Source organism: Streptomyces sp. NBC_01314 (genome assembly GCF_041435215.1).
Taxonomy (GTDB): Bacteria; Actinomycetota; Actinomycetes; order Streptomycetales; family Streptomycetaceae; genus Streptomyces.
Genome location: NZ_CP108394.1, coordinates 3,330,401 through 3,353,108, shown reverse-complemented (window position 1 = coordinate 3,353,108; position 22,708 = coordinate 3,330,401). Strand labels below are relative to the sequence as shown.

Below are 22,708 nucleotides of genomic sequence, written 5' to 3'. Positions count from 1 at the left end.
CACGGAAGGGCGCGACAGAGGCGCACGCCGGGGGAAAATTGGTTGTCCGGCGGGCGGAACGCGGATGCAATTACGACTTCCGGGTATGCGAACGTGACCCACCCGTAAGGAAATAGTGAGCAACCGTTTCCCTTCGTCGTAGGTCAAGTTGGACGAGGGGACAACTTCATGCCCCACTCTCACCACCAGCAGGATGTCCGGCCATTCTGATGGCGTACAAAGTCCCACCGCCCGGTTGCCCCACCCTTTCGTACCCCCCCTAGACTGAACCCCCAGCACAGGTGGCTACACGCTCGAAAGGCGCCCCCGTGTCCATCGGCAATTCCCCTGACGGCAACTTCCCCGAAGACGAGCGTCCGTTCGAAGACGACCTTGACGAACGCTTGGCGGAACGCCCCTCGATCGGCCGTGCCCTCCAGCAGGCGCGCATCGCGGCCGGGCTGACCGTCGACGACGTCAGCAACGCCACCCGGGTCCGCATCGCCATCGTGCACGCGATCGAGCAGGACGACTTCGCCACCTGCGGTGGCGACGTCTACGCGCGCGGTCACCTCCGCACCATCGCGCGCGCGGTGCGCATCGATCCCGTCCCGCTGCTCGAACAGTACGACGAGGCACACGGGGGACGGCCCGCGCCGACCCCGGCGGCCCCACTGTTCGAGGCGGAGCGGATCCGTCCCGAGCGGCGCGGCCCCAACTGGACCGCCGCCATGGTCGCCGCGATCGTCGCGGTGATCGGCTTCGTCGGTTTCACCGCGTTCGACGGCGGGGGCGACGGCGACACCACGCAGGTCGCCGAGGGCTCCACGCCGACCACCAGCAGGCCCGCGTCTCCCACGCCCAAGACCGGCAAGCCCGACGCCGACCCGAAGCCCGACCCGACCGACAGCGCCATCGCGGCCGCGCCCCGCGACAAGGTGACCGTGCAGGTCAGCGCCTCGGACGGCCGTAGCTGGATCTCCGCCAAGGACCACAACGGCCGACTCCTGTGGGACGGTCTGCTCAAGCAGGGCGAGTCCAGGACCTTCCAGGACGGCTCCAAGATCGACCTCGTGCTCGGCGACGCCGGGGCCATCCAGCTCTACGTCAACGGCAAGAAGATCAAGGACGACTTCCAGCCCGGCCAGGTCGAACGCCTGACGTACACGAAGGGCGATCCCGAGGTCGGCTGACCCTCGATACGTCCGGGTCACGGATGTACAGACGATTCAAAGGTAGACGCGGGTACGGGGTTGGCCAAGATCGGCCAACCCCGTCGACGTGGGCTGTCACTGGGACGAAGTAGTCTTGAGCCCATGCCTGAACGCCGTACCGTCGCACTTGTCACTCTTGGCTGCGCCCGCAACGAGGTGGACTCGGAGGAGCTCGCAGGCCGCTTGGAGGCGGACGGCTGGGAGCTCGTCGAGGACGCCGAGGAAGCGGACGTCGCGGTCGTCAACACCTGTGGCTTCGTCGAGGCCGCCAAGAAGGACTCCGTCGACGCACTCCTGGAAGCCAACGACCTCAAGGGGCACGGCAGAACCCAGGCCGTCGTGGCGGTCGGCTGCATGGCCGAGCGGTACGGCAAGGAACTCGCCGAAGCGCTGCCCGAGGCCGACGGCGTACTCGGCTTCGACGACTACGCGGACATCTCCGACCGCCTCCAGACCATCCTGAACGGCGGCATCCACGCCTCGCACACCCCGCGCGACCGGCGCAAGCTGCTGCCGATCAGCCCGGCCCAGCGCCAGGAGTCGGCGGCCGGGGTCGCGCTTCCGGGGCACGCCCCCGTCGATCTTCCGGACGGCCTCGCTCCGGCCTCCGGGCCGCGTTCGCCGCTGCGCCGCCGTCTGGACGGCTCGCCCGTCGCCTCCGTGAAGCTCGCCTCCGGCTGCGACCGCCGCTGCTCCTTCTGCGCCATCCCGTCCTTCCGCGGCTCCTTCATCTCGCGCCGGCCCTCGGACGTGCTGAACGAGACACGCTGGCTGGCCGAGCAGGGCGTCAAGGAGGTCATGCTGGTCTCCGAGAACAACACCTCGTACGGCAAGGACCTGGGCGACATCCGGCTGCTGGAGTCCCTGCTGCCCGAGCTCGCCGAGGTCGACGGCATCGAACGGGTGCGCGTGAGCTACCTCCAGCCCGCCGAGATGCGGCCCGGCCTCATCGACGTGCTTACCTCCACACCCAAGGTCGTGCCCTACTTCGACCTCTCCTTCCAGCACTCCGCCCCGGCCGTGCTGCGCTCGATGCGCCGCTTCGGCGACACCGACCGCTTCCTGGAACTGCTCGACACCATCCGCGGCAAGGCCCCCGAGGCCGGCGTGCGGTCCAACTTCATCGTGGGCTTCCCCGGCGAGAGCGAGGACGACCTCGCGGAGCTGGAGCGGTTCCTGAACGGCGCGAGACTGGACGCGATCGGCGTCTTCGGGTACTCCGACGAGGAGGGCACCGAAGCGGCGACGTACGAGAACAAGCTGGCCGAGGACGTGGTCGCCGAGCGGCTCGCGCGGATCTCGCGGCTGGCCGAGGAACTGGTCTCGCAGCGTGCCGAGGAGCGCGTCGGGCAGACCGTGAGCGTGCTGGTCGAGTCGGTCGACGGCGACGAGGGCGCGTACGGCCGTGGTGCCCACCAGGCTCCCGAGACGGACGGCCAGGTGCTGTTCACGAACGGCGAGGAGCTGAGCGTCGGCCGTATGGTCGAGGCCAAGGTGGTCGGCACGGAAGGCGTCGACCTGGTGGCCGAGGTGCTGCCGGGGTCGCTCGGCTCCCTCGCGTGTACTGAGGAGGCGGCCAGATGACGGGAGCCCCGGCATCCGCGGCGGGCGGCACCTCCGGCGCCAAGGGCGCGACGAGCGCCTCCGGCGTTCCCGGCGCCCCGAGCGCTGCCGGGGACACGCGGTCCGTGCGGGGCGGGAAGCTGGGCGCTGCCGCCGTCAATCAGGCCAGCCTCTGGAACATCGCGAACATCCTGACCATGGTCCGCCTGGTCCTCGTGCCGGGCTTCGTCGCGCTGATGCTCATGGACGGCGGATACGACCCGGTCTGGCGGGCCTGGGCCTGGGCCGCCTTCGCCGTCGCCATGATCACCGACATCTTCGACGGCCACCTGGCCCGGACGTACGACCTCGTCACCGACTTCGGGAAGATCGCCGACCCCATCGCCGACAAGGCGATCATGGGTGCCGCCTTGATCTGCCTGTCCTCCCTGGGCGATCTGCCGTGGTGGGTCACCGGAGTCATCCTCGGCCGGGAACTCGGGATCACGCTCCTGCGTTTCATCGTCATCCGGTACGGGGTCATCCCGGCGAGCCGCGGCGGCAAGCTGAAGACCCTGACCCAGGGCATCGCCGTCGGGATGTACGTCCTGGCGCTGGAGGGTCCCCTGGCCACTCTGAGGTGGTGGGTGATGGCCGCGGCGGTCATCCTGACCGTGGTCACCGGACTCGACTATGTGAGACAGGCCATTGTGCTGCGACGGCGTGGAACCGCCGAGCGCGAAGCCGCGGCGGAGGGAGCGGAGCGTTGACCTCCACGGCCGCCGAAGTGCTGCGACTACTGACGGTGAGGGGCGAGACGGTCGCCGTCGCGGAGTCGCTGACCGGTGGTCTGGTCGCGGCCGCGCTCACCGCGGCCCCCGGGTCCTCCCAGGCGTTCCGAGGCTCGGTCACCGCGTACGCCACGGAGCTCAAGCACCAGTTGCTCAATGTCGACGCCACCCTGCTGGACCAGCGCGGAGCGGTGGATCCGCAGGTCGCGACCGAGATGGCGGAAGGCGTCCGCAAGGCGCTCGGCGCGGACTGGGGAATTTCGACCACCGGTGTCGCGGGACCGGAGCCCCAGGACGGCCGACCCGTCGGCACGGTCCATGTGGCCGTCGCCGGGCCTTCCACCGCGGATTCCGGCGTATCAGGTGGCGGGAAAGTGCTGTCGTTGCGGTTGAACGGCGGCCGGACGGAAATCCGTATGGAGAGTGTACGGAGCGTACTCGCACTGCTTCTTGAGGAGCTTGCGGGCGAACAGACCGGGAACGAGCGGGCACAAAATACGGAACAGAACGGGGGGACCTGATGTTTGCAGCCCTGAGTGAACACAACAGCGCTCCCCGCACGGCCGCAGCGCAAGGCGGTACGGTGGGGCGTGAAGGATGCGGCTACACGGTCCGAGGAGGGAGCCACCGATGATTCTGCTCCGTCGCCTGCTTGGTGACGTGCTGCGTCGGCAGCGCCAGCGCCAGGGCCGTACTCTGCGCGAAGTCTCCTCGTCCGCCCGAGTCTCACTCGGCTATCTCTCCGAGGTGGAGCGGGGGCAGAAGGAGGCATCCTCCGAGCTGCTCTCCGCCATTTGCGACGCGCTGGACGTACGGATGTCCGAGCTCATGCGAGAAGTGAGCGACGAGCTCGCCCTTGCCGAGCTGGCCCAGTCCGCAGCTGCCACCGAGCCGGTGCCAGCACCAGTACGTCGACCGATGCTCAACTCCGTCTCGGTGGCCGGTGTGCCGCCGGAGCGGGTCACGATCAAGGCGCCCGCCGAAGCGGTGGACGTCGTCGCGGCGTGATGTGCCGCGAGTGTCTGTGTGAGGTCCGGCACGCGCCGGTGAAGAAGTAGAAGCGAAGCGGGAGCCCCGGGCGGGGCCTCCAGGGAGACCTGGGGGTGCCGGCCGGGGCTTTTGTGTTGCGCCGGCAGAGCGGGCTGCGCTCCCGTTTGCCGGGGTGGTGGTGTGCGGTCATGGTGGAGGAGCGGAACGGGGACGTGCGCGCGACTCGTTCGTTCGTGCGGGCGCACGGGGTCGTACGGTCGTCTCAAGAATCCGGAGCTGCGCTGATGTACGTGGTGAAGAGCCCGCTGTCCGAGGTCGATCTCAGGACCGTCTCCGAGGCGCTGCAGGGTGCCCTCGTCGATCTCGTCGACCTCTCCCTCGTGGCCAAGCAGATCCACTGGAACGTGGTCGGGCCGCGCTTCCGCTCGGTCCATCTGCAGCTCGACGAGGTCGTGGACACCGCCCGGCTGCACTCCGACACGGTCGCCGAACGCGCCTCCACCCTCGGTGTCTCCCCGGACGGGCGGGCCGGGACGGTGGCCGGGAGCAGCGGTATCGGCTCGGCCCCGGACGGCTGGGTCAAGGACGCGGACGCGGTGGGGACCCTGGTGGAGGCGCTCGGCTCGGTGATCACCCGGATGCGGACGCGGGTGGAGAGCACCGCGGCGGCGGATCCGGTGAGCCAGGACATCTTCATCGGGATCACGGCGGACCTCGAGAAGCACCACTGGATGTTCCAGGCGGAGAACGGGTAGCGCGCGGCGGACGCGAGCGCGTGCCGGCCTTCCGCACACCTTGTGACCGGCGGGCTGTGCGCCCCCTGGCCGGTGGGTGCGGCGGGGGGCGTGAGGAGGGCGGTGAGCGGCTGCGGGGCGCGCATCACGCGCCCCATGGATGCGGTCCTTGTGAGGGGGCCGTGCGTCCCTGTGCCGGTGGTGCGCCCTCTCCGGCCGTGACGAGAGCCGTCTAGCGTCGTTCTGGGGGCCCGGAGGCCTTGGAGGTGGCGGCCATGCGGATAGTTCGCTGGGGGGCGGCTCTGGGGCTCGGTGCGTTGTGGTGGTGGGGTGTGCTGCGGCTCGCGCTGGCGCCGGATGCCGGCGCGGTGGAGGGGGCGGTCGCGGCCGGGGGGTGGGGGTTGAGCCTTCTGCCTGTGCACTGCGTGCCGAAGGGGCGGGCACACGGACGGTCGGGGGACGCGTCAGGGGGCGCGGGGGGTGGCCCGGTTCTGGAGGGCGCGGTGGGGGCCGCGGTCACCAGGGCATGGCCACCCCGCCGTTCGGACGGAGGATCTGGCCCGTCGTGAACGCCGAGGCGTCGGAGGCGAGGTGCAGCACGGCGTGGGCGATGTCGTCGGGCTCGCCGACCCGGCTCAGCGGTGACAGCCGGGCCATGAAGGACTCCGTCCGCGCCTGTGCCTCGCCGTCGTGGCGGTCGGTCATGGGCGTACGGATCCAGCCCGGGGCCACCGCGTTGACGCGGATGCCGTGCGGGCCGACCTCGGTCGCCAGGGTCTTCGTCAGCTGGACCACCGCCGCCTTGGTCACGCCGTAGCAGAGCAGTCCCGGGCCGCCGGTGTCGACGGCGCCGGAGGCCATGGTGACGATGCTGCCCCGCGTCTTGTCGGCGATCATCCGGCGGGCCGCTGCCTGGCAGGCGTGGAGCACACCTTTGAAGTTGACGCTCCACACCCGTTCGAGATCCTCGTCCAGGGTCTCCAGTACCGGGCTGCTGTGCATGATTCCGGCGATCGCCGCCATCACATCGAGCCGCTCGCACGCGGCCACGGCCTGTGTGAGCTGGGCGCGGTCGGTGACGTCGAGGTGGTGGGTGCGGGCGATACCGTTCCTGGCCTTGATGAGGGTCGCCGTCTCGTGCAGGCCCTGCGCGTTGCGGTCCGCGCAGTGCACCGTCGCGCCCGCCTCGGCGAGCAGGACGGCCGAGGCGCGGCCGATACCGCTGCCGGCGCCGGTGACGAACGCGGTGCGGCCGGTGAGGTCGTACGCCGGGATGGGCATGAGGTGACGGTACGAGCGTTTCTGACGGTCCGTCAATTGGGTGGGCGGCGTTGAACTCGGGCGTTTCGGCGGGGTGTTCCGGCGGTTGCCGGTGCCGGGCCAGGCTGGCAGGTGGGGCACCAGTAGGTGGGGCGTTCGCGGGAGCCGTCGCCCTGGTCGGCCGCGCGGACGGGGGTGTGGCAGCGCAGGCAGGGGCGGGGGGCCCGGCCGTACACGAACAGGTCGTGGTGGCGGTGGCCTGTCGTGCTGCGGATCGGGCGGTCGCGGTTGGCTTCGAGGAGTTTCTTGGCGAGGGCGGGCAGCCGGGCGGCGAGGTCCTCCGGGAGGGCGCCGACGGGGAGCCAGGGGGTGACCCGGAGCAGGAAGCAGAGCTCGCTCTTGTAGACATTGCCGATACCGGCGAGATTGCGCTGGTCCAGGAGCGCCTCGCCGAGGGCGCGGGCGGGGTCGCTCAGGAGGTTGGTGAGGGCCCGGTCGGGGTCCCAGTCCGGGCCGAGCAGGTCGGGACCGAGGTGGCCGACGGCGCGGTGTTCGTCGGTGGTGCGGATCAGCTCCAGTACGGGGAGGCGGTAGCCGACGGCCGTGAGGTCGGTGTTGCCCAGGATCGCGCGGATCTGGTGCGCCGGGCCGCCGCGCCAGCGCTCGCCGTTGGCGTACACCTTCCAGGACCCCTCCATCCGCAGGTGCGAGTGGAGGGTCAGGCCGCCTTCGATGCGGGTGAGGAGGTGCTTGCCGCGGGGGGTCACGTCCAGGACGGTGCGGCCGGTGAGGCCGGCCGTGGCGTATTTCGGTACGCGTAGGTCGGAGCGGGACAGCACCTTGTCGGCGAGGGCGGTGTGGAGTCGTCTCGCCGCTTGCCAGACGGTGTCACCTTCGGGCATGGGTCAAGCGTGGCATGGGTTCGGTGCGGGGCGCCCCCTGGCTCGGGTGCGGGCGATGGGCCGGCGGGTGCGGGTGCGGCTGCGTGGGTGCCGGTTCTTGGGTGGCTGGGCGCGTGGTTCCCCGCGCTCCTGATGACGGGCCTGGGCTGTGGTGGCCCGTTGCTCGGTGATCATGCGCGGATACGAAGGCCGCGTGGTGTCGCGATGAAGCCTGCTGCTTCCAGGAGGGGGCCGTGGGGAGAGGTGAGGGCGGAAGTGCCGTTCACGCGCTCCACCGTGACCGTGCCGAGGGAGCCCGCGCGTGCCGCTGCGGCCAGGGCTTCGGCGGCCGGGCGGAGGCGGGGGTCGTCCATGGGTCCGGCGTCCCGGTCGGCGGGCCAGGCCAGCAGGGTCTTGCCGCCGCGCTCCATGTAGACGGTCAGCTCGCCGTCGACCAGGACAACCAGGGAGCCCGCCTTGCGGCCCGGTTTGTGTCCGGCTTCGGTGGGCGGCTCGGGCCAGGGAAGGGCGGCGCCGTAGGCGTTCGCGGGGTCGGCGGCGGCCAGGACGACGGCTCGGGGGGAGGCTGGGGTGCGCGTGCGGTGCGGGTCGTGGCCGGTTGGGGCGTGAGGGCCGGGGCGGCCGTACGGCCCGCTGCGGCCGTCGGGGCCGCCGTCGCTGTACGGGCCCCCTCGGCCGTATGCGCTGTGCTCGCCGTGGGGGTCGGTGCCGAACTCGGCCGGAGAGGCGGAGACGAAGGGGGCAGTGGGGGCAGAGGAATCGTCGCGGCCCGGGCCGTGGAGGCCCGGGTCGTCAGGGAAGTCGTCCCAGGAGGCGGGGGCGAGGGCGGGGGCCGTGCCCGGGCCTTTGGCAGAGCCGTTGGGGGCGGGGCTCGGCAGGGGCTCGTTTCGTTCGCGGGCGTTGGACACCGCGCGTAGGCGGTCCACTGCGCCGTCCATCGCGAACTGGGCGGCGCCCAGACCCTCGACGACGTAGCCACGGCGGGCCTGGCCGCTCTCCTCGAAGACGGACAGGACGCGGTAGACGGCGGAGAAGCCGCCCTGGACGCCTTCGGCGGCCACGGCACCCCGGGTCACCACACCGTGGCGGTCGAGGAGGGTGCGGGCCAGGGCGTGGGCTCGGACGGTGAGGTCGGGCTCGTGGGCGGGGAGGAGGGACCAACGGCCGGCGACCGTGGGTGGGCCCGTACGCGACTGGGGGCGTGCGGCGGCGCTCAGGGAGCCGTACCGGCCGCGCGGGACCGTGCGCTTGGCGCGGTGGGCGGTGGAGCCCGCGGTGCGGCCCGAGCCCAGGAGGGAGCGCATGGGGGTGAGTGTGTCGTTGGTGAGGCGGCCCGACCAGGCCAGGTCCCAGACGGCGTCCGCCAGTTGGGGATCGGTGACGTCGGGGTGGGTGGTCGCGCGGACCTGGTCGGAGATCTGGCGGAAGAAGAGGCCGTAGCCGCCGGAGAGAGTGGTCAGGACCGACTCGTGGAGCGCGGTCAGCTCCAGGGGGTGCGGGGGCGGGAGGAGGAGCGGGGCCGTGTCCGCCAGGTACAGCGAGACCCAGCCGTCCTTGCCGGGGAGAGCTCCGGCGCCCGCCCAGACAACCTCGCCGGCCGCGGTGAGTTCGTCGAGCATCGCGGGGCTGTAGTGGGCGACCCGGGAGGGCAGGACCAGCTTCTCCAGGGCGGAGGCGGGCACGGAGGCGCCCTGCACCTGCTCGATCGCGCGCACCAGTCCGTCGATGCCCCGCAGCCCGTGCCCCCCGCCCACGTGCTGCCACTGCGGCAGGAACTGGGCGAGCGCGGCGGGCGGTACCGGCTCCAGCTCCTGCCGCAGCGCTGCCAGCGAGCGGCGGCGCAGGCGGCGCAGTACGGCCGCGTCGCACCACTCCTGGCCGATGCCCGCCGGGTGGAACTCGCCCTGCACGACACGGCCGTTCGCCGCCAGTCGGTGGAGCGCCCCGTCCGTGACGGCCACACCGAGGCCGAAGCGCGCGGCGGCCGTGGCCGAGGTGAACGGGCCGTGCGTGCGGGCGTAACGGGCCATGAGGTCGCCGAGCGGGTCCTTGACCGGCTCCGTGAAGGCTTCCGGGACGCCGACCGGCAGGGCTGTGCCGAGCGCGTCGCGCAGCCGTCCCGCGTCCTCGATCGCCGTCCAGTGGTCGGTGCCGGCGACCCGCACCCGGATGATGCGGCGGGCCCCGGCCAGCTCCCGCGCCCACTGTGGCTCGGCGCCGCGCTCGGCCAACTCGGCGTCCGTGAGAGGGCCGAGGAGCCGGAGCAGGTCCGCGACACCTTCGGCGTCCTTGACGCGGCGGTCCTCGGTGAGCCACTGGAGCTCCCGCTCCAACTCCGTCAGCACCTCGGCGTCGAGCAGCTCGCGCAGCTCCGCCTGGCCCAACAGCTCGGCCAGCAGACGGGAGTCCAGCGACAGGGCGGCGGCGCGGCGCTCGGCGAGCGGGGAGTCCCCCTCGTACAGGAACTGGGCGACGTATCCGAAGAGGAGTGAGCGGGCGAAGGGCGAGGGCTCCGGGGTGGTGACCTCGACGAGGCGGACCTTGCGGGACTCGATGTCGCCCATCAGCTCGGCGAGACCCGGGACGTCGAAGACGTCCTGGAGGCATTCGCGGACCGCCTCCAGGACGATCGGGAACGAGCCGAACTCGCTCGCCACCTGCAGTAGTTGGGCCGCGCGCTGGCGCTGCTGCCACAGTGGCGTGCGCTTGCCCGGGCTGCGGCGGGGCAGTAGGAGCGCGCGGGCGGCGCACTCGCGGAAGCGGGACGCGAACAGCGCCGAGCCGCCCACCTGGTCGGTGACGATCTGGTCGACCTCGCCCTTGTCGAAGGCGACGTCGGCCGCGCCGATCGGGGCCTGCTCGGCGTCGTATTCCGTGCCCGCCTTCATGGGCTCCATGTCGAGCAGGTCCAGGCCCATCAGGTCGGCGTCGGGCAGGCGCAGGACGATGCCGTCGTCGGCGTGCATGACCTGGGCGTCCATGCCGTACCGCTCGGAGAGCTTCGCGCCGAGGGCGAGAGCCCAGGGGGCGTGGACCTGGGCGCCGAAGGGGGAGTGGACGACGACCCGCCAGTCGCCCAGCTCGTCGCGGAAGCGTTCGACGACGATCGTGCGGTCGTCGGGGACGTGTCCGCAGGCCTCGCGCTGTTCGGCCAGGTAGGAGAGGACGTTGTCGGCGGCCCACGCGTCGAGTCCGGCGGCCAGCAGGCGCAGCCGGGCGTCCTCCTCGGACAGGGAGCCCACCTCGCGCAGGAACGCGCCGACCGCGCGGCCCAGTTCGAGCGGGCGGCCGAGCTGGTCGCCCTTCCAGAAGGGCAGACGACCCGGGACGCCCGGCGCGGGGGAGACCAGCACCCGGTCGCGGGTGATGTCCTCGATGCGCCAGGAACTGGTGCCGAGGGTGAAGACATCCCCGACCCGGGACTCGTACACCATCTCCTCGTCGAGCTCGCCGACCCGGCCGCCGCCCTTCTTGGGGTCGGAGCCCGCGAGGAAGACCCCGAAGAGGCCGCGGTCCGGGATCGTGCCCCCGGAGGTGACCGCGAGGCGCTGGGTGCCCGGCCGTCCTGTGATCGTGCCCGCGACCCGGTCCCACACCACGCGCGGGCGCAGCTCCGCGAAGGCGTCGGACGGATAGCGGCCCGCGAGCATGTCGAGGACGGCCGTGAACGCGGACTCGGGGAGCGAGGCGAAGGGCGCGGCGCGGCGGACGGTGGCGAGGAGGTCGTCGAACTGCCAGGTGTCCATCGAGGTCATGGCGACGATCTGCTGCGCCAGGACGTCCAGGGGGTTGCCGGGGATCCTCATGGACTCGATGGAGCCGCTGCGCATCCGCTCGGTGACCACCGCCGACTGGACCAGGTCGCCGCGGTACTTGGGGAAGAACACGCCCCTGGAGACCGCGCCCACCTGGTGTCCGGCACGGCCCACGCGCTGCAGGCCGGAAGCGACCGAGGGCGGTGACTCCACCTGCACGACGAGGTCCACCGCGCCCATGTCGATGCCCAGCTCGAGGCTGGAGGTGGCGACCACGGCCGGCAACCGGCCCGCCTTCAGGTCCTCCTCGACCAGGGCGCGCTGCTCCTTGGAGACCGAGCCGTGGTGGGCCCTGGCGAGGACCGGGGGCGCTCCCTGGGCCGCGCCCGAGCCTCCCATCAGCTCCGCCGGGGCGTGGTGCTCGTCCAGGGGCACACCGGTGGCCCGCTCGTACGCGATCTCGTTGAGCCGGTTGCACAGCCGCTCCGCGAGGCGGCGGGAGTTGGCGAACACGATCGTGGAGCGGTGGGCCTGGACGAGGTCGGCGATGCGCTCCTCGACGTGCGGCCAGATCGACGGCCGCTCCGCGCCCTCGTTGCCCTCGGCGACCGGGGAGCCGCCCAGTTCGCCCAGATCCTCCACCGGCACGACCACCGACAGGTCGAACTCCTTGCCGGACGGAGGCTGGACGATCTCCACCCTGCGGCTCGGGGAGAGATAGCGTGCGACCTCGTCGACGGGACGGACCGTGGCGGACAGGCCGATACGCCGTGCAGGCCTGGGCAGCAGCTCGTCGAGCCGCTCCAGGGAGAGCGCGAGGTGGGCGCCGCGCTTGGTGCCCGCGACCGCGTGCACCTCGTCCAGGATCACCGTCTCCACGCCCGTGAGCGCGTCGCGTGTGGCCGACGTCAGCATCAGGAACAGTGACTCGGGGGTGGTGATCAGGATGTCCGGAGGACGTGTGGACAGGGCCCGGCGCTCCGCGGGCGGGGTGTCCCCGGAGCGGATGCCCACCTTCACCTCGGGCTCGGGCAGCCCCAGGCGCACCGACTCCTGGCGGATACCGGTCAGCGGACTGCGCAGGTTCCGCTCCACGTCCACCGCGAGCGCCTTCAGCGGTGACACGTACAGCACCCGGCAGCGCTTCCGGGGGTCGGCCGGGGGCGGGCTCGACGCCAACTGGTCCAGCGCGGCGAGGAACGCGGCCAGCGTCTTTCCGGAGCCGGTCGGGGCGACCACCAGCACGTCCGAGCCCTCGCCGATCGCCCGCCACGCCCCGGCCTGGGCCGCGGTGGGCGCGGAGAAGGCCCCCGTGAACCAGCCGCGGGTCGCGGGGGAGAAGCCGTCGAGGGCTCGATCTGCGGAGCTGACCATGCCCCCATCCTGCACCCGACCACTGACAATGGCCCGGACCTGCGGAAACGGCTCGGGCGGGGCGGGCTTGCCGGTGACCGAGATGCAGGCGGGCTCGGATTCGGCGCCCGCACGGCCCACCACGCAGAATGGGGACATGGCGGGTTCGGGGGAGCGGGCGAGGCACTGGCGGTACGCGGATCTGCCCGGCGTCGATCTGCTGCGGGCGAGCTACGTCGAGAAGAAGTTCGTGCGGCACACCCATGAGAACTTCGTGATCGCGGCGATCACCGACGGCGTCGAGGTGTTCCACCACGGGGGTGCCGACCAGTACGCGGGTCCGGGAGCCCTGGCTCTGGTCAACCCCGACACCCCGCACACCGGCCGCGCCGGTGTGCCCGAGGGCTGGCGGTACGGCGCGGTCTACCCCTCGCCGGACGTGGTGGCCGAGATAGCCGCCGAGACCACCATGATCCGCGGCACCCCCGGCTTCGTGACCCCCGTGCTCGACGACCCGTACGCGGCGGGCCTCGTCCATCAGGTGCTGCGGGCCGTCGACGAGGGCAACGCGCTGGCCGCGGACACCCTGCTGCGGGTCGCCGTGACCCGGCTGCTGCGCCTCAACGGCGGGCCGCTGCCCCAGCGTGTCGTGCGCACGGCCGGCGCCTCCGTCGCGGCACGCGCGCGTGCCGTGCTCGAGGAGCGGATGACCGACCCGCCGACGCTGGAGCGGCTCGCCGCCGACCTCGGCATCAGCCCTTTCGCCCTTCTGCGGGCTTTCCGCTCGGCCTACGGCATGCCGCCGCACGCCTGGCTGACCGACGCCCGGGTCCGCCGGGCCCGTGGCCTGCTCGACCGGGGCACGGCTCCCGCCGCGGCCGCCGTCGCCGTCGGCTTCACGGACCAGCCGCATCTCAACCGCCACTTCAGCCGGATCGTGGGCGTGCCTCCGGGCGCGTACCAGCGGGAACGTGTGGGCGGTTTTGACCGTGGGAGTGAGCGCAGGGTCGGCGCCCGCGAGCGCGAGGTTGACGCGCGCGGGCGCAGGAACGACGCGGGCGCAAGAACGTACAAGACCCATTAGGGCTACTGCTCGTACCGTCCGGGGCGTGGTGACTGAACAGACTGGTCTCGTGGAGACGCATGACGGTGACGGCGCGAAACCCGACGGAGCCGTCGTCCGGGACGCCCTGGGAGTCGGGGGCGCCGTAGGACTGTCCGGGTTCGCCTTCGGGGTGACCTCGGCCGGCAGCGGGCTGAGCCTGCTGCAGTCCTGCGCGCTGAGCCTCCTGGTGTTCACCGGGGCCTCCCAGTTCGCCCTGGTGGGCGCGCTCGCGGCCGGCGGGAATCCGTTCACGTCGGCAGCCGGGGCCTTCTTCCTGGGCGTGCGCAACGCGTTCTACGGGCTGCGCCTCTCCCAGGTGCTGGCCCTCCCGCGCGCGGTGCGGCCGTTCGCCGCCCAGTGGGTCATCGACGAGACCACGGCCGTCGCCCTCGCCCAGCCCACGCGACGCGCCGCCCGCATCGGTTTCACCGTCACCGGGCTCAGCCTCTACGTGCTGTGGAACCTCACCACGCTGCTCGGCGCGCTCGGCGCCGAGGCCATCGGCGACACCGACGCGTGGGGGCTCGACGCGGCCGGACCCGCCGTCTTCCTGGCACTGCTCGCGCCGATGCTGAGGACCACCGGGGAGCGGGCCGTCGCGGGCATCGCCGTCGTCCTGGGGCTCGGTCTGCTGCCCGTGCTCCCCGCCGGGGTCCCGGTCCTCGTCGCCGCGCTGGCCGCCCCGGTCGTCCTCTGGGCGGAGGGCCGCCGCAGGACCGACGACCGGCGCGGCGACGACCTGCAAGAAGACCATCCGCAAGAGGACCACCGGCAGGGAGAGGACCGATGAACGTCTGGATCGCGATCATCGGCACCGCCGTCGGCTGCTACGCAGTCAAGCTCGTCGGGTTGCTGGTCCCCGAGGGCGTCCTGGAACGTCCGCTCGTCCAGCGCCTCGCCGCCCTGCTGCCCGTGGCCCTCCTCGCCGCCCTCACGGCCCAGCAGACCTTCTCCGACGGGCACGACCTCGTGCTGGACGCGAGGGCCGCGGGGCTCGCCGCAGCCGCCGTGGCACTGCTCCTGCGTGCCCCCTTCCTGCTCGTGGTGGCCGCGGCGGTGATCGTGACGGCGGGAGTGCGGGCGATGACGGGTTGACGAGGCTGTTGTGGCCGCACGCGCGGACCACACGTCGGGGCCCGCGTTTGTGCGGCACGCGCGCGTGCCGGTCGATCGGTCTCAGCCGATCGAGCGGCCGTACGCCCGCAACGTCCGCAGCGCCTCGATCGTCACGATCGGGCGGCTCTCCATGGCGGTGCTCGGGGCCCACTGGCGCCAGCGGATAGGCCAGCCGCCGTCCTCCGTCTGTTCGCTCGCCAGGAAGTCGAGGGAGCGGGACATCTCCTCGTCGGTGAACCACGCGCGCGCGAGGGATTCCGGGGTGTGCGCGAAGTCGTGCGGGTAGTGGTGCTCGCCCGGCGCGTAACCGGCGGACACCGGGTAGTCGTCCGGCCGTTGCGGATCCAGCGTGGCGAGCCGGTGTTCGCGCACCAGGCGGCCGAGTCGGTCGGAGGCGGCCCGCGCGCGCGAGCGGTCGGGCACGGACTCCAGGAACGCCACGGCGGCGTGCACCTCGTAGGGGTGCGACTTCTCCAGGGACTCGACCGCCTGCCAGCAGAAGTCGGTGGCCCGGAACAGCCATGCGTGCCACACCTGGTTGCGGTGCAGCAGGCCCACCACCGGCCCGGTGGCCAGCAGATCACTGGGCGGGTCGTCGACGATCGGCACGAACGGGGCCACCGGGTAGCCCCGCTGGCCGGGGTGCACCGCGGGAAGGGCGCCGTTCGGGGTCGACACCGACGTCAGATAGCGGCACACGCGCTCCACCCGCTGTCCGCCGCAGCGCCCGATCGAGTCCAGGACACGCAGCGCGTGCCCGGTGTGCAGCGGCTGGCTCACGGGTCCGCGCAGATCGGGTTCGAGCGCGTGGCCGTACCCCTCGTCGGCGTTGCGGTAGGCGGACAGCGCGGTCTCCACCGCGTCGGCGCTCCCGTCCAGGAAGTGGTACGCGAAGCGGCGCTGCTCCAGCACGCGCGCGGTCAGCCAGACGAACTGTTCGGCGCTAGCCAGCGGGTTGTGCGCCGGGGACGACGAGGGGAGTGGGGATGCTCCGGTTTCGGCCATGGCTCCGACCGTAGGGCGGAAAGCGGTATCGGCAAGCCGGTCCCGGCCAGGCCCACCCCCTGGGGCGGGATACTGGACTCATGCGGTTGACGGTCTTCTGGCAGCGGATGGCGGATCACTTCGGTGAGGGGTACGCCGACACCTTCGCGCGCGATCACGTGATGTCCGGCCTCGGCGGGCGCACGGTGCACGAGGCGCTGAACGCCGGCTGGGAGGCCAAGGACGTGTGGCGCGTGGTGTGCGCGGCCATGGGCGTTCCGGCAGAAAACCGCTGAAAAACAACAGACTTCACCAGGCCGACGCCGGTCGTCGGACCGGGAGATCCGGGGGCGGCGGCTGATTGTCGGTGGCGTGGGCGAGACTTGGTCCGTGGCCCCCACAGACGAGAGCGCGCAGTTCGAGCACCAGGCATCCCCGTTCGGCACGACACCGCCCACCGGCCCCCCGGCCGGCCCGGAGCCCGATGCCGCGCCGAACGGACGCATGCCCCGCTGGCTGCCGCGCGCGATGGTGCTTGCGCTCTCCCTCGTCGCCGTCTTCCAGTTGGGCAGTTGGGCGTTCCACCAGCTCATCGGCTTGCTGATCAACATCCTCATCGCGTTCTTCCTGGCGCTCGCGATCGAGCCCGCGGTGAGCTGGATGGCCTCGAAGGGGCTGCGCAGGGGCTTCGCCACGCTCCTGGTCTTCCTGATCACGCTGATCGGGGCCGCCGGGTTCGTCACCCTGCTGGGTTCGATGCTCGCCGGTCAGATCATCAAGATGGTCGAGGACTTCCCGGCGTACCTCGACTCCGTCATCAGCTGGATCAACACGAGCTTCCACACCGAGCTCAAGCGCGTCGACATCCAGGAAGGGCTGCTCCGCTCCGACTGGCTGCAGAAATACGTGCAGAACAGCGCCACGGGCGTCCTCGACGTCTCCGCACAGGTGCTGGGCGGCCTCTTCCAGTTGCTGACGATCGCGCTGTTCTCGTTCTACTTCGCCGCCGACGGTCCACGGTTGCGGCGCGCGCTGTGCTCCGTGCTGCCGCCCGCCAAACAGGCCGAGGTGCTGCGCGCGTGGGAGATCGCGGTCGACAAGACCGGCGGCTACCTGTACTCCCGCGGCCTGATGGCATTGATCTCCGGCGTGGCGCACTACGTCCTGCTGGAGTACCTCGACGTGCCCTACGCGCCCGCGCTCGCGGTCTGGGTCGGTCTGGTCTCGCAGTTCATCCCCACGATCGGCACCTACTTGGCGGGTGCCCTGCCGATGCTGATCGCCTTCACCGTCAATCCCTGGTACGCGTTGTGGGTCCTCGTCTTCGTGGTCATCTACCAGCAGTTCGAGAACTACGTGCTGCAGCCCAAGCTGACCGCCAAGACCGTGGACATCCACCCGGCCGTCGCCTTCGGATCGGTCATCGCGGGCACCGCGCTGCTCGGCGCCGTCGGCGCGCTCGTCGCCATCCCCGCCGTCGCCACCCTGCAGGCCTTCCTCGGGGCGTACGTGAGGCGGTACGACGTCACGGACGACCCCCGCGTGCACGGGCACCGCGGACGCGGCACGGGCAACCTCCTCGCCCGTCTGCGGAGGCGGCCGCCTCGGACAGCGGAGGAGGACGGAACCGACGGCGACGTCCTCACGCGCGTGCGCAGGCGGCTGCAGGAGAAGCTGGACCAGAAGCGTGGCACGAGCCGGTCGGCGGACGACTCCGCGGATGCGCGGCGGGACGACGACACCGCGCGCCGGGACACGGAAGCCGGGGGAGGCGCGGGGCCGGGGGACGGCGTCGACCCCGAGGGCAGCACCGGGCCCGAGAACAGCACCGGGCCCGAGGACGGCGCCCCGTAGGGCTGCTGTCGCTGTAGCCCTACACCCGGCGCCGAACCTCGTTCAGGCCGCCGTCTCCGCGTGAACCCGCTCGCCCGGAAGCGCTCCGGATGCCGCGTGGTGCGCTTGACACTAAAATCGAACATCCATTCTTATGGAGGCTCCGGCGAAGCCTTCGGCTGGAGTCCGGCAGGGTTTTCGTGGAGAAGTGCCCGAGTTATCCACAGGCTGGGCGGGCGTCGGGGCCCATTGTCAGTGGCAGGCGTTAGCGTCTTTCACGTGAAGCGATCGACTCAAGCAAACCGGGTGGAACCCATGGCAGGAACCGACCGCGAGAAGGCGCTCGACGCCGCGCTCGCACAAATTGAACGGCAGTTCGGCAAGGGTGCAGTGATGCGCCTCGGCGAGCGGCCGAATGAGCCCATCGAGGTCATCCCCACCGGGTCGACCGCGCTCGACGTCGCACTTGGTGTCGGCGGCCTGCCGCGCGGCCGAGTAGTGGAGGTGTACGGCCCGGAGTCCTCCGGTAAGACGACCCTGACCCTGCACGCGGTGGCGAACGCGCAGAAGGCCGGCGGCCAGGTGGCCTTCATCGACGCGGAGCACGCCCTCGACCCCGAGTACGCGAAGAAGCTCGGCGTCGACATCGACAACCTCATCCTGTCGCAGCCGGACAACGGCGAGCAGGCTCTGGAGATCGTGGACATGCTGGTCCGCTCCGGCGCCCTCGACCTCATCGTGATCGACTCCGTCGCCGCGCTCGTCCCGCGCGCGGAGATCGAGGGCGAGATGGGCGACAGCCACGTCGGCCTTCAGGCCCGTCTGATGAGCCAGGCGCTGCGAAAGATCACCAGCGCGCTCAACCAGTCCAAGACCACCGCGATCTTCATCAACCAGCTCCGCGAGAAGATCGGCGTGATGTTCGGCTCCCCGGAGACCACGACCGGTGGTCGGGCGCTGAAGTTCTACGCCTCGGTGCGGCTCGACATCCGTCGCATCGAAACCCTGAAGGACGGCACGGACGCGGTCGGCAACCGCACCCGCGTCAAGGTCGTCAAGAACAAGTGCGCGCCGCCCTTCAAGCAGGCCGAGTTCGACATCCTCTACGGTCAGGGCATCAGCCGCGAGGGCGGCCTGATCGACATGGGCGTGGAGCACGGCTTCGTCCGCAAGGCCGGCGCCTGGTACACGTACGAGGGCGACCAGCTCGGCCAGGGCAAGGAGAACGCCCGTAACTTCCTGAAGGACAACCCCGACCTCGCCAACGAGATCGAGAAGAAGATCAAGGAGAAGCTCGGCGTCGGTGTCCGGCCCGAGGAACCCACCGCAGAGCCGGGTGCGGACGCGGCGGTCTCTGCCACGCCCGCGGACGACGCCGCGAAGACGGCGCCCGCGGTGGCTGCCAAGACCGCCAAGACCAAGGCCACGGCGGCGAAGAGCTAGTCCGTGACGCGCAGAACGGACTGGGGTGAGCACGCATACCCCGGTGCCTCCGAGAGTCGGGGGCGCGGGGGTACCGGCGAGGGCTCCGGGGGGCCCACCGCCGACGGGTACGGGTTCGGACCGTACGAAGATCCGCCGTCGTACGGCACGGACGGGCTCCACGACGGTGGTGCCTACGACGATCAGCCGCACGGCAGCGACGGTGACGGTGACCCCGGTCGGCGCGAAGACGGCTCGCGCTCCGGTGCGGGCTCGGCCACCGGTGCCCGTCGGCGTGGCGGAGGTGCCCCGCGGGGTGCGGGCGGTGACGCGCGTGGCAGACGCGGCGGGCGGAGCGGTCGGCGGCGTGGCTTCGGGGAACCGGGCGACGGCCCGGACGACGGGGGGCCGCAGGACGGGGGTTCGTCTTTCTCGTCGAGGGCCGAGAAAGGGGAGTCCTCAGGGGACCCGGCTGAGCGGGCGCGCGCGATCTGTCTGCGCCTGCTCACCGGGACCCCGCGCACCCGCAAGCAACTCGCGGACGCCCTGCACAAGCGTGAGATCCCTGAGGACGTGGCGGACGAGGTGCTGTCGCGGTTCGAGGAGGTCGGGCTGATCAACGACGGCGCGTTCGCGGATGCCTGGGTGGAGTCCCGGCACCACGGCCGGGGCCTGGCCCGTCGAGCCCTCGCCCGGGAGCTGCGTACCAAGGGTGTCGACTCGACACTGATCGACGAGGCCGTCTCCCAGCTCGACGCAGAGCAGGAGGAGAGCACCGCGCGTGAGCTCGTCGCCCGCAAGCTGCGTTCCACCCGAGGTCTCGACCGCGACAAACGCCTCCGCCGCCTCGCCGGCATGCTCGCCCGCAAGGGCTACCCCGAGGGCATGGCCCTCCGCGTGGTCCGGCAGGCGCTGGAGGAAGAGGGGGAGGACCCGGAGGGGCTGGAGGACGAGGGGTACTGAGCCGAGGGGTACGGGCGAGGGGTAGTGAGGGCTCGGCAGGGGTGCCGGGTTCCTGGCGGGTGACGGTGCTCGATCGAGGCCGCGGAACGGGGATGGGGACAGGAACAGGCCAACCCGGCTGCGTCCGAGCGGAGGTCACGGGGCCCGTGCGGTTGTCCATCCCTCCGGAGCGCTCGGGCTGTTCGGGCCCCGGGCTCACTGCCAGTCGGCCGGGCGTTCCACGTGCTCCAGGCGCAGCACCTGTCCCGTGCGACTGAAGCGGCGGATGCGGGGGAGGGGCGGATAGTAGGCGTGGACCGAGATCGCGTGCTCCTCGGTGGACTCGTTGAGTACCTCGTGGACGTGGTGGCGTCCGAAGGAGCGGCCCCTGCCTGCGGACAACTGCCGTTCGCGGTCGACGCCTTCGGTGAGTTCGAGGGTCTTCCAGCCGTCGGTGGGCAGCCGGGCGGCGAGCGAGTACTCCTTGAGCTCGCCCGCGGCGGTGACGAAGGCGCCCACCGAGTCGGCGTGGTCGTGCCAGCCGGTCCCGGTGCCGGGCGGCCAGCCGATGAGCCAGGCCTCGCTGCCGCCGGGGCCTTCGAGCCGTACCCAGGTGCGGCCCTCGGGATCGAGCGGGAGCGAGGCGATCAGTTCGGCGTCGGCGGCCGTCCGACGTGCGAAGTCGAGGAGTTCCGCCTGCGTGGGGGTGGAGACGGCCGGCGCGGAAGAGAGGGGAACAACGGGAGACACAGACACGGGTACCGTCCTGAAGTGCGTTCGCTCGGCAGCGCGCGGCGGCACACGGGCGGCGCGCACATGAAATAGGAATGCGAATTCAGCAGGACGGACGACACACGCAGCCCGCATAGCGGACGAGGTCCATATGGACCCTCCGCCACAGGCGCGTCGAGGTGTCGGTCACGGACGGGAGTACACCATGACAGCGCGGAGTGGTCAAATGACCGTCAATATATGGACACAGGGTGACGGTCGCGCCGACAGGCTCGGACGCTTCAGCCCGAACTCGCGGCCGCCCCGGTCGTCTCGGCCTGCTGCTCCGCCATGCCCAGCGTCGCTGCCGCCGCCGTGTACAGGTCGGCCGGGCGTACGCCGCTCAGGGCGGTGACGAGGTATCCGTCGGGGCGGATGAGGAGGACGGTGTGGGCGCCCGCGCCCGGGTAGGCCTCGGCCACCAGTAGCTCGGCGGGGTGCGGCAGGGCGGCGACGGCGGCGGCGAGGCGCGGCATGAGCCCGGCGCTCATCCAGTGCTTGCGCTCCCATACCCCGGTACCCGGCGCGACCAGGAGCACCAGCAGTGCACCGCGTCCGAGCCGGTCCCGTAGGGGCACGAAGGAGCCGTCCTCCGCGGTCACCTCCACATCCACGACCTGGGTGCCCTGCTGTGTGTCGACCGGAGTCTCCGCGGCGGCGTGCGGAGGCATGAGCGGGGAGTCGGCGTACGCCCCCGGCGCACCCAGTGCCCCGCGCCCCAGGTGGCCGTCGGAGAGGAGCGCGTCATGGCCCCGGGACGAGCCGGGGACGTACGACCGCAGTCCCTTGCCGCCGCGCAGCAGGGGCAGCACCTGGTCGGCGGCGCGGAGTCGGGTGGCGACGACCGCGCGCCGTTCGGTCTGGTAGCTGTCGAGCAGGGCCTCGTGCGGGCCGTGGTGCCAGGCCAGGGCCAGTTTCCAGGCGAGGTTGTCGGCGTCCCGCAGCCCCTCGTCGAGGCCCTGGGTGCCGAGCGCCCCGAGCAGGTGCGCGGCGTCCCCGGCGAGGAAGACGCGGCCGACCCGCCAGCGCCGCGCGAGCCGGTGGTGGACGGTGTGGACGCCCGTGTCCAGCAGGTCGTACGGCGGTGTGGAGCCGCCCGTCCAGCCGGCGAGGGTCTCCCGGACGCGGGCCACGAGGAGCTCGGGTGTCACGAGGTCCTTGCCCGGCGGCAGGAGCCAGTCCAGGCGCCAGACACCCCCGTCGAGCGGCCGTGCGGTGATCTCCCCCCCGGACGGGCCCGACGTGCGCCACGGCGGCATGCGGTGGAGCAATGCTTCGCCCGGCCAGGGGAGTTCCGCGCGCAGCGCCGCCACCGCGTGCCGTTCCACCGCCGTACGGCCCGGGAAGCGGATGTCCTGGAGTTTGCGGACCGCCGAGCGCGGGCCGTCGCAGCCCACCAGGTAACTACCCCTCCACCAGGTGCTCTTGGGGCCGCGGGTGTGGGCCGTGACGCCGGACTTCTCCTGCTCGATCGCGTCGAGCCGGCTCTCCACGGCGACCTTGACGAGCCGTTCGCCGACGATGGCCTCGCGCAGGGCGGCGGTCAGGACATGCTGGGCGATGTGGAGCGGGGAGAGCCCGGCGGAGCCCTCGACGACCTCCTCCGGGCCGCCGCGGGCGCCCTTCGAGCCGTCCCGGGGCGGAACGTCCGACTCGTCGAAGTCGGCTTCCCCGAAACGGACCTGACGCATCACCTGCTTGCGCCGCATCGACCGCCATCCGGCCCAACGGCAGCCGGCCCGGGAGAGCGGTACGCCGGACAATCGTTCCAGCAGCGCGGCCGTGTCCTCGTTCAGGACCACCGTGCGCGCGAGCCGCTGCTCGTCCTTCCCCGGGCCCTCGTCGAGGACCACGGACGGCACCTCCTGCCGCGCCAGCGCAAGGGCGAGCGTGAGGCCCACGGGCCCCGCGCCGACGATGATCACCGGGTCCACGGCGCGGCGCCCCCTGCCCGACGTGACGTCCCGGCGGACGTGGGTGAACAGGAAGTTGGAGCAGGGTGCACGATCACAGAA

21 protein-coding genes are annotated in these 22,708 nt (G+C 71.9%); 14 read left to right on the top strand and 7 right to left on the bottom strand.

What is annotated here, in order from left to right; translation table 11 throughout:
- Positions 1–308: 308 nt before the first annotated feature.
- The 7 genes from OG622_RS14720 to OG622_RS14690 all read left to right on the top strand — a co-directional run bounded on the left by OG622_RS14720 (position 309) and on the right by OG622_RS14690 (position 5,819).
- Complete coding sequence (locus OG622_RS14720) at positions 309–1,172, top strand: helix-turn-helix domain-containing protein (protein WP_371576483.1); 864 nt, start codon at positions 309–311, stop codon at positions 1,170–1,172.
- A 123-nt stretch (positions 1,173–1,295) separates the two neighbouring features.
- A complete protein-coding gene (gene rimO / locus OG622_RS14715) occupies positions 1,296–2,777 on the top strand; it encodes a 30S ribosomal protein S12 methylthiotransferase RimO (RefSeq protein WP_371576481.1) in 1,482 nt (493 codons plus the stop codon).
- Positions 2,774–3,505, top strand: a complete 732-nt coding sequence (pgsA, locus tag OG622_RS14710; RefSeq protein WP_371576479.1) for a CDP-diacylglycerol--glycerol-3-phosphate 3-phosphatidyltransferase — start codon at positions 2,774–2,776, stop codon at positions 3,503–3,505. Before rimO ends, pgsA begins: the two co-directional genes overlap by 4 nt.
- The gene (locus OG622_RS14705; protein ID WP_371576478.1) at positions 3,502–4,047 is read left to right on the top strand and encodes a CinA family protein; all 546 of its coding nucleotides are present in this window, start codon (positions 3,502–3,504) and stop codon (positions 4,045–4,047) included. The genes pgsA and OG622_RS14705 overlap by 4 nt, the downstream gene beginning before the upstream one ends.
- Before the next feature lie 109 nt (positions 4,048–4,156).
- A complete protein-coding gene (locus OG622_RS14700) occupies positions 4,157–4,534 on the top strand; it encodes a helix-turn-helix domain-containing protein (RefSeq protein WP_005481441.1) in 378 nt (125 codons plus the stop codon).
- Positions 4,535–4,800: 266 nt separating this feature from the next.
- Positions 4,801–5,271 carry a Dps family protein gene (locus tag OG622_RS14695; protein ID WP_371576476.1) on the top strand — a complete coding sequence of 157 codons (471 nt, stop codon included), beginning with the start codon at positions 4,801–4,803 and terminating at the stop codon, positions 5,269–5,271.
- A 254-nt stretch (positions 5,272–5,525) separates the two neighbouring features.
- The gene (locus tag OG622_RS14690) at positions 5,526–5,819 is read left to right on the top strand and encodes a hypothetical protein (protein WP_371576474.1); all 294 of its coding nucleotides are present in this window, start codon (positions 5,526–5,528) and stop codon (positions 5,817–5,819) included.
- On the opposite strand, the gene OG622_RS14685 is transcribed toward OG622_RS14690, so the two are convergent.
- The 3 genes from OG622_RS14685 to OG622_RS14675 all read right to left on the bottom strand — a co-directional run bounded on the left by OG622_RS14685 (position 5,767) and on the right by OG622_RS14675 (position 12,541).
- Entirely contained in the window at positions 5,767–6,531 is a 765-nt protein-coding gene (locus OG622_RS14685) for an SDR family NAD(P)-dependent oxidoreductase (protein ID WP_371576472.1), read from the bottom strand. The genes OG622_RS14690 and OG622_RS14685 overlap by 53 nt on opposite strands.
- Positions 6,532–6,563: 32 nt before the next feature.
- Positions 6,564–7,412 carry an Fpg/Nei family DNA glycosylase gene (locus tag OG622_RS14680; RefSeq protein ID WP_371576470.1) on the bottom strand — a complete coding sequence of 283 codons (849 nt, stop codon included), beginning with the start codon at positions 7,410–7,412 and terminating at the stop codon, positions 6,564–6,566.
- Positions 7,413–7,582: 170 nt separating this feature from the next.
- Positions 7,583–12,541 carry an ATP-dependent helicase gene (locus tag OG622_RS14675; RefSeq protein ID WP_371576468.1) on the bottom strand — a complete coding sequence of 1,653 codons (4,959 nt, stop codon included), beginning with the start codon at positions 12,539–12,541 and terminating at the stop codon, positions 7,583–7,585.
- A gap of 136 nt (positions 12,542–12,677) precedes the next feature.
- Here OG622_RS14675 and OG622_RS14670 point away from each other — a divergent pair, with 136 nt between their 5' ends.
- From OG622_RS14670 to OG622_RS14660, 3 genes are read left to right on the top strand one after another with little or no spacing between them, the layout of a single operon-like run.
- Positions 12,678–13,604, top strand: coding sequence for an AraC family transcriptional regulator (locus tag OG622_RS14670; RefSeq protein ID WP_371576466.1), 927 nt, complete (start codon positions 12,678–12,680; stop codon positions 13,602–13,604).
- A 28-nt stretch (positions 13,605–13,632) separates the two neighbouring features.
- Entirely contained in the window at positions 13,633–14,415 is a 783-nt protein-coding gene (locus tag OG622_RS14665) for an AzlC family ABC transporter permease (RefSeq protein ID WP_371584094.1), read from the top strand.
- On the top strand, positions 14,412–14,720 hold the full coding sequence (locus tag OG622_RS14660; RefSeq protein ID WP_371576465.1) for an AzlD domain-containing protein: 309 nt from the start codon (positions 14,412–14,414) through the stop codon (positions 14,718–14,720). Before OG622_RS14665 ends, OG622_RS14660 begins: the two co-directional genes overlap by 4 nt.
- Positions 14,721–14,801: 81 nt before the next feature.
- Here OG622_RS14660 and OG622_RS14655 read toward each other — a convergent pair whose 3' ends face one another.
- Positions 14,802–15,746: a hypothetical protein gene (locus OG622_RS14655; RefSeq protein ID WP_371576463.1), complete on the bottom strand. Its 945-nt coding sequence runs from the start codon at positions 15,744–15,746 to the stop codon at positions 14,802–14,804.
- A gap of 80 nt (positions 15,747–15,826) precedes the next feature.
- On the opposite strand from OG622_RS14655, the gene OG622_RS14650 reads away from it, so the two are divergent.
- From OG622_RS14650 to recX, 4 genes are all read left to right on the top strand, one after another.
- The gene (locus tag OG622_RS14650; protein WP_371576461.1) at positions 15,827–16,021 is read left to right on the top strand and encodes a DUF3046 domain-containing protein; all 195 of its coding nucleotides are present in this window, start codon (positions 15,827–15,829) and stop codon (positions 16,019–16,021) included.
- A 94-nt stretch (positions 16,022–16,115) separates the two neighbouring features.
- Complete coding sequence (locus OG622_RS14645; RefSeq protein WP_371576460.1) at positions 16,116–17,579, top strand: AI-2E family transporter; 1,464 nt, start codon at positions 16,116–16,118, stop codon at positions 17,577–17,579.
- Between the two features lie 294 nt (positions 17,580–17,873).
- Positions 17,874–19,001 (top strand): recombinase RecA, encoded by a 1,128-nt coding sequence (gene recA / locus OG622_RS14640; RefSeq protein ID WP_371576459.1) that lies wholly within the window; start codon positions 17,874–17,876, stop codon positions 18,999–19,001.
- Positions 19,002–19,004: 3 nt separating this feature from the next.
- Positions 19,005–19,943 (top strand): recombination regulator RecX, encoded by a 939-nt coding sequence (gene recX, locus OG622_RS14635; protein ID WP_371576458.1) that lies wholly within the window; start codon positions 19,005–19,007, stop codon positions 19,941–19,943.
- A gap of 195 nt (positions 19,944–20,138) precedes the next feature.
- Here recX and OG622_RS14630 read toward each other — a convergent pair whose 3' ends face one another.
- From OG622_RS14630 to OG622_RS14620, 3 genes are all read right to left on the bottom strand, one after another.
- The gene (locus tag OG622_RS14630) at positions 20,139–20,678 is read right to left on the bottom strand and encodes a cysteine dioxygenase (RefSeq protein WP_371576456.1); all 540 of its coding nucleotides are present in this window, start codon (positions 20,676–20,678) and stop codon (positions 20,139–20,141) included.
- Positions 20,679–20,757: 79 nt separating this feature from the next.
- Positions 20,758–20,844 (bottom strand): putative leader peptide, encoded by an 87-nt coding sequence (locus OG622_RS14625; protein ID WP_316731559.1) that lies wholly within the window; start codon positions 20,842–20,844, stop codon positions 20,758–20,760.
- A gap of 91 nt (positions 20,845–20,935) precedes the next feature.
- Positions 20,936–22,627: an FAD-dependent monooxygenase gene (locus OG622_RS14620; protein WP_371576455.1), complete on the bottom strand. Its 1,692-nt coding sequence runs from the start codon at positions 22,625–22,627 to the stop codon at positions 20,936–20,938.
- Positions 22,628–22,708: the final 81 nt, after the last annotated feature.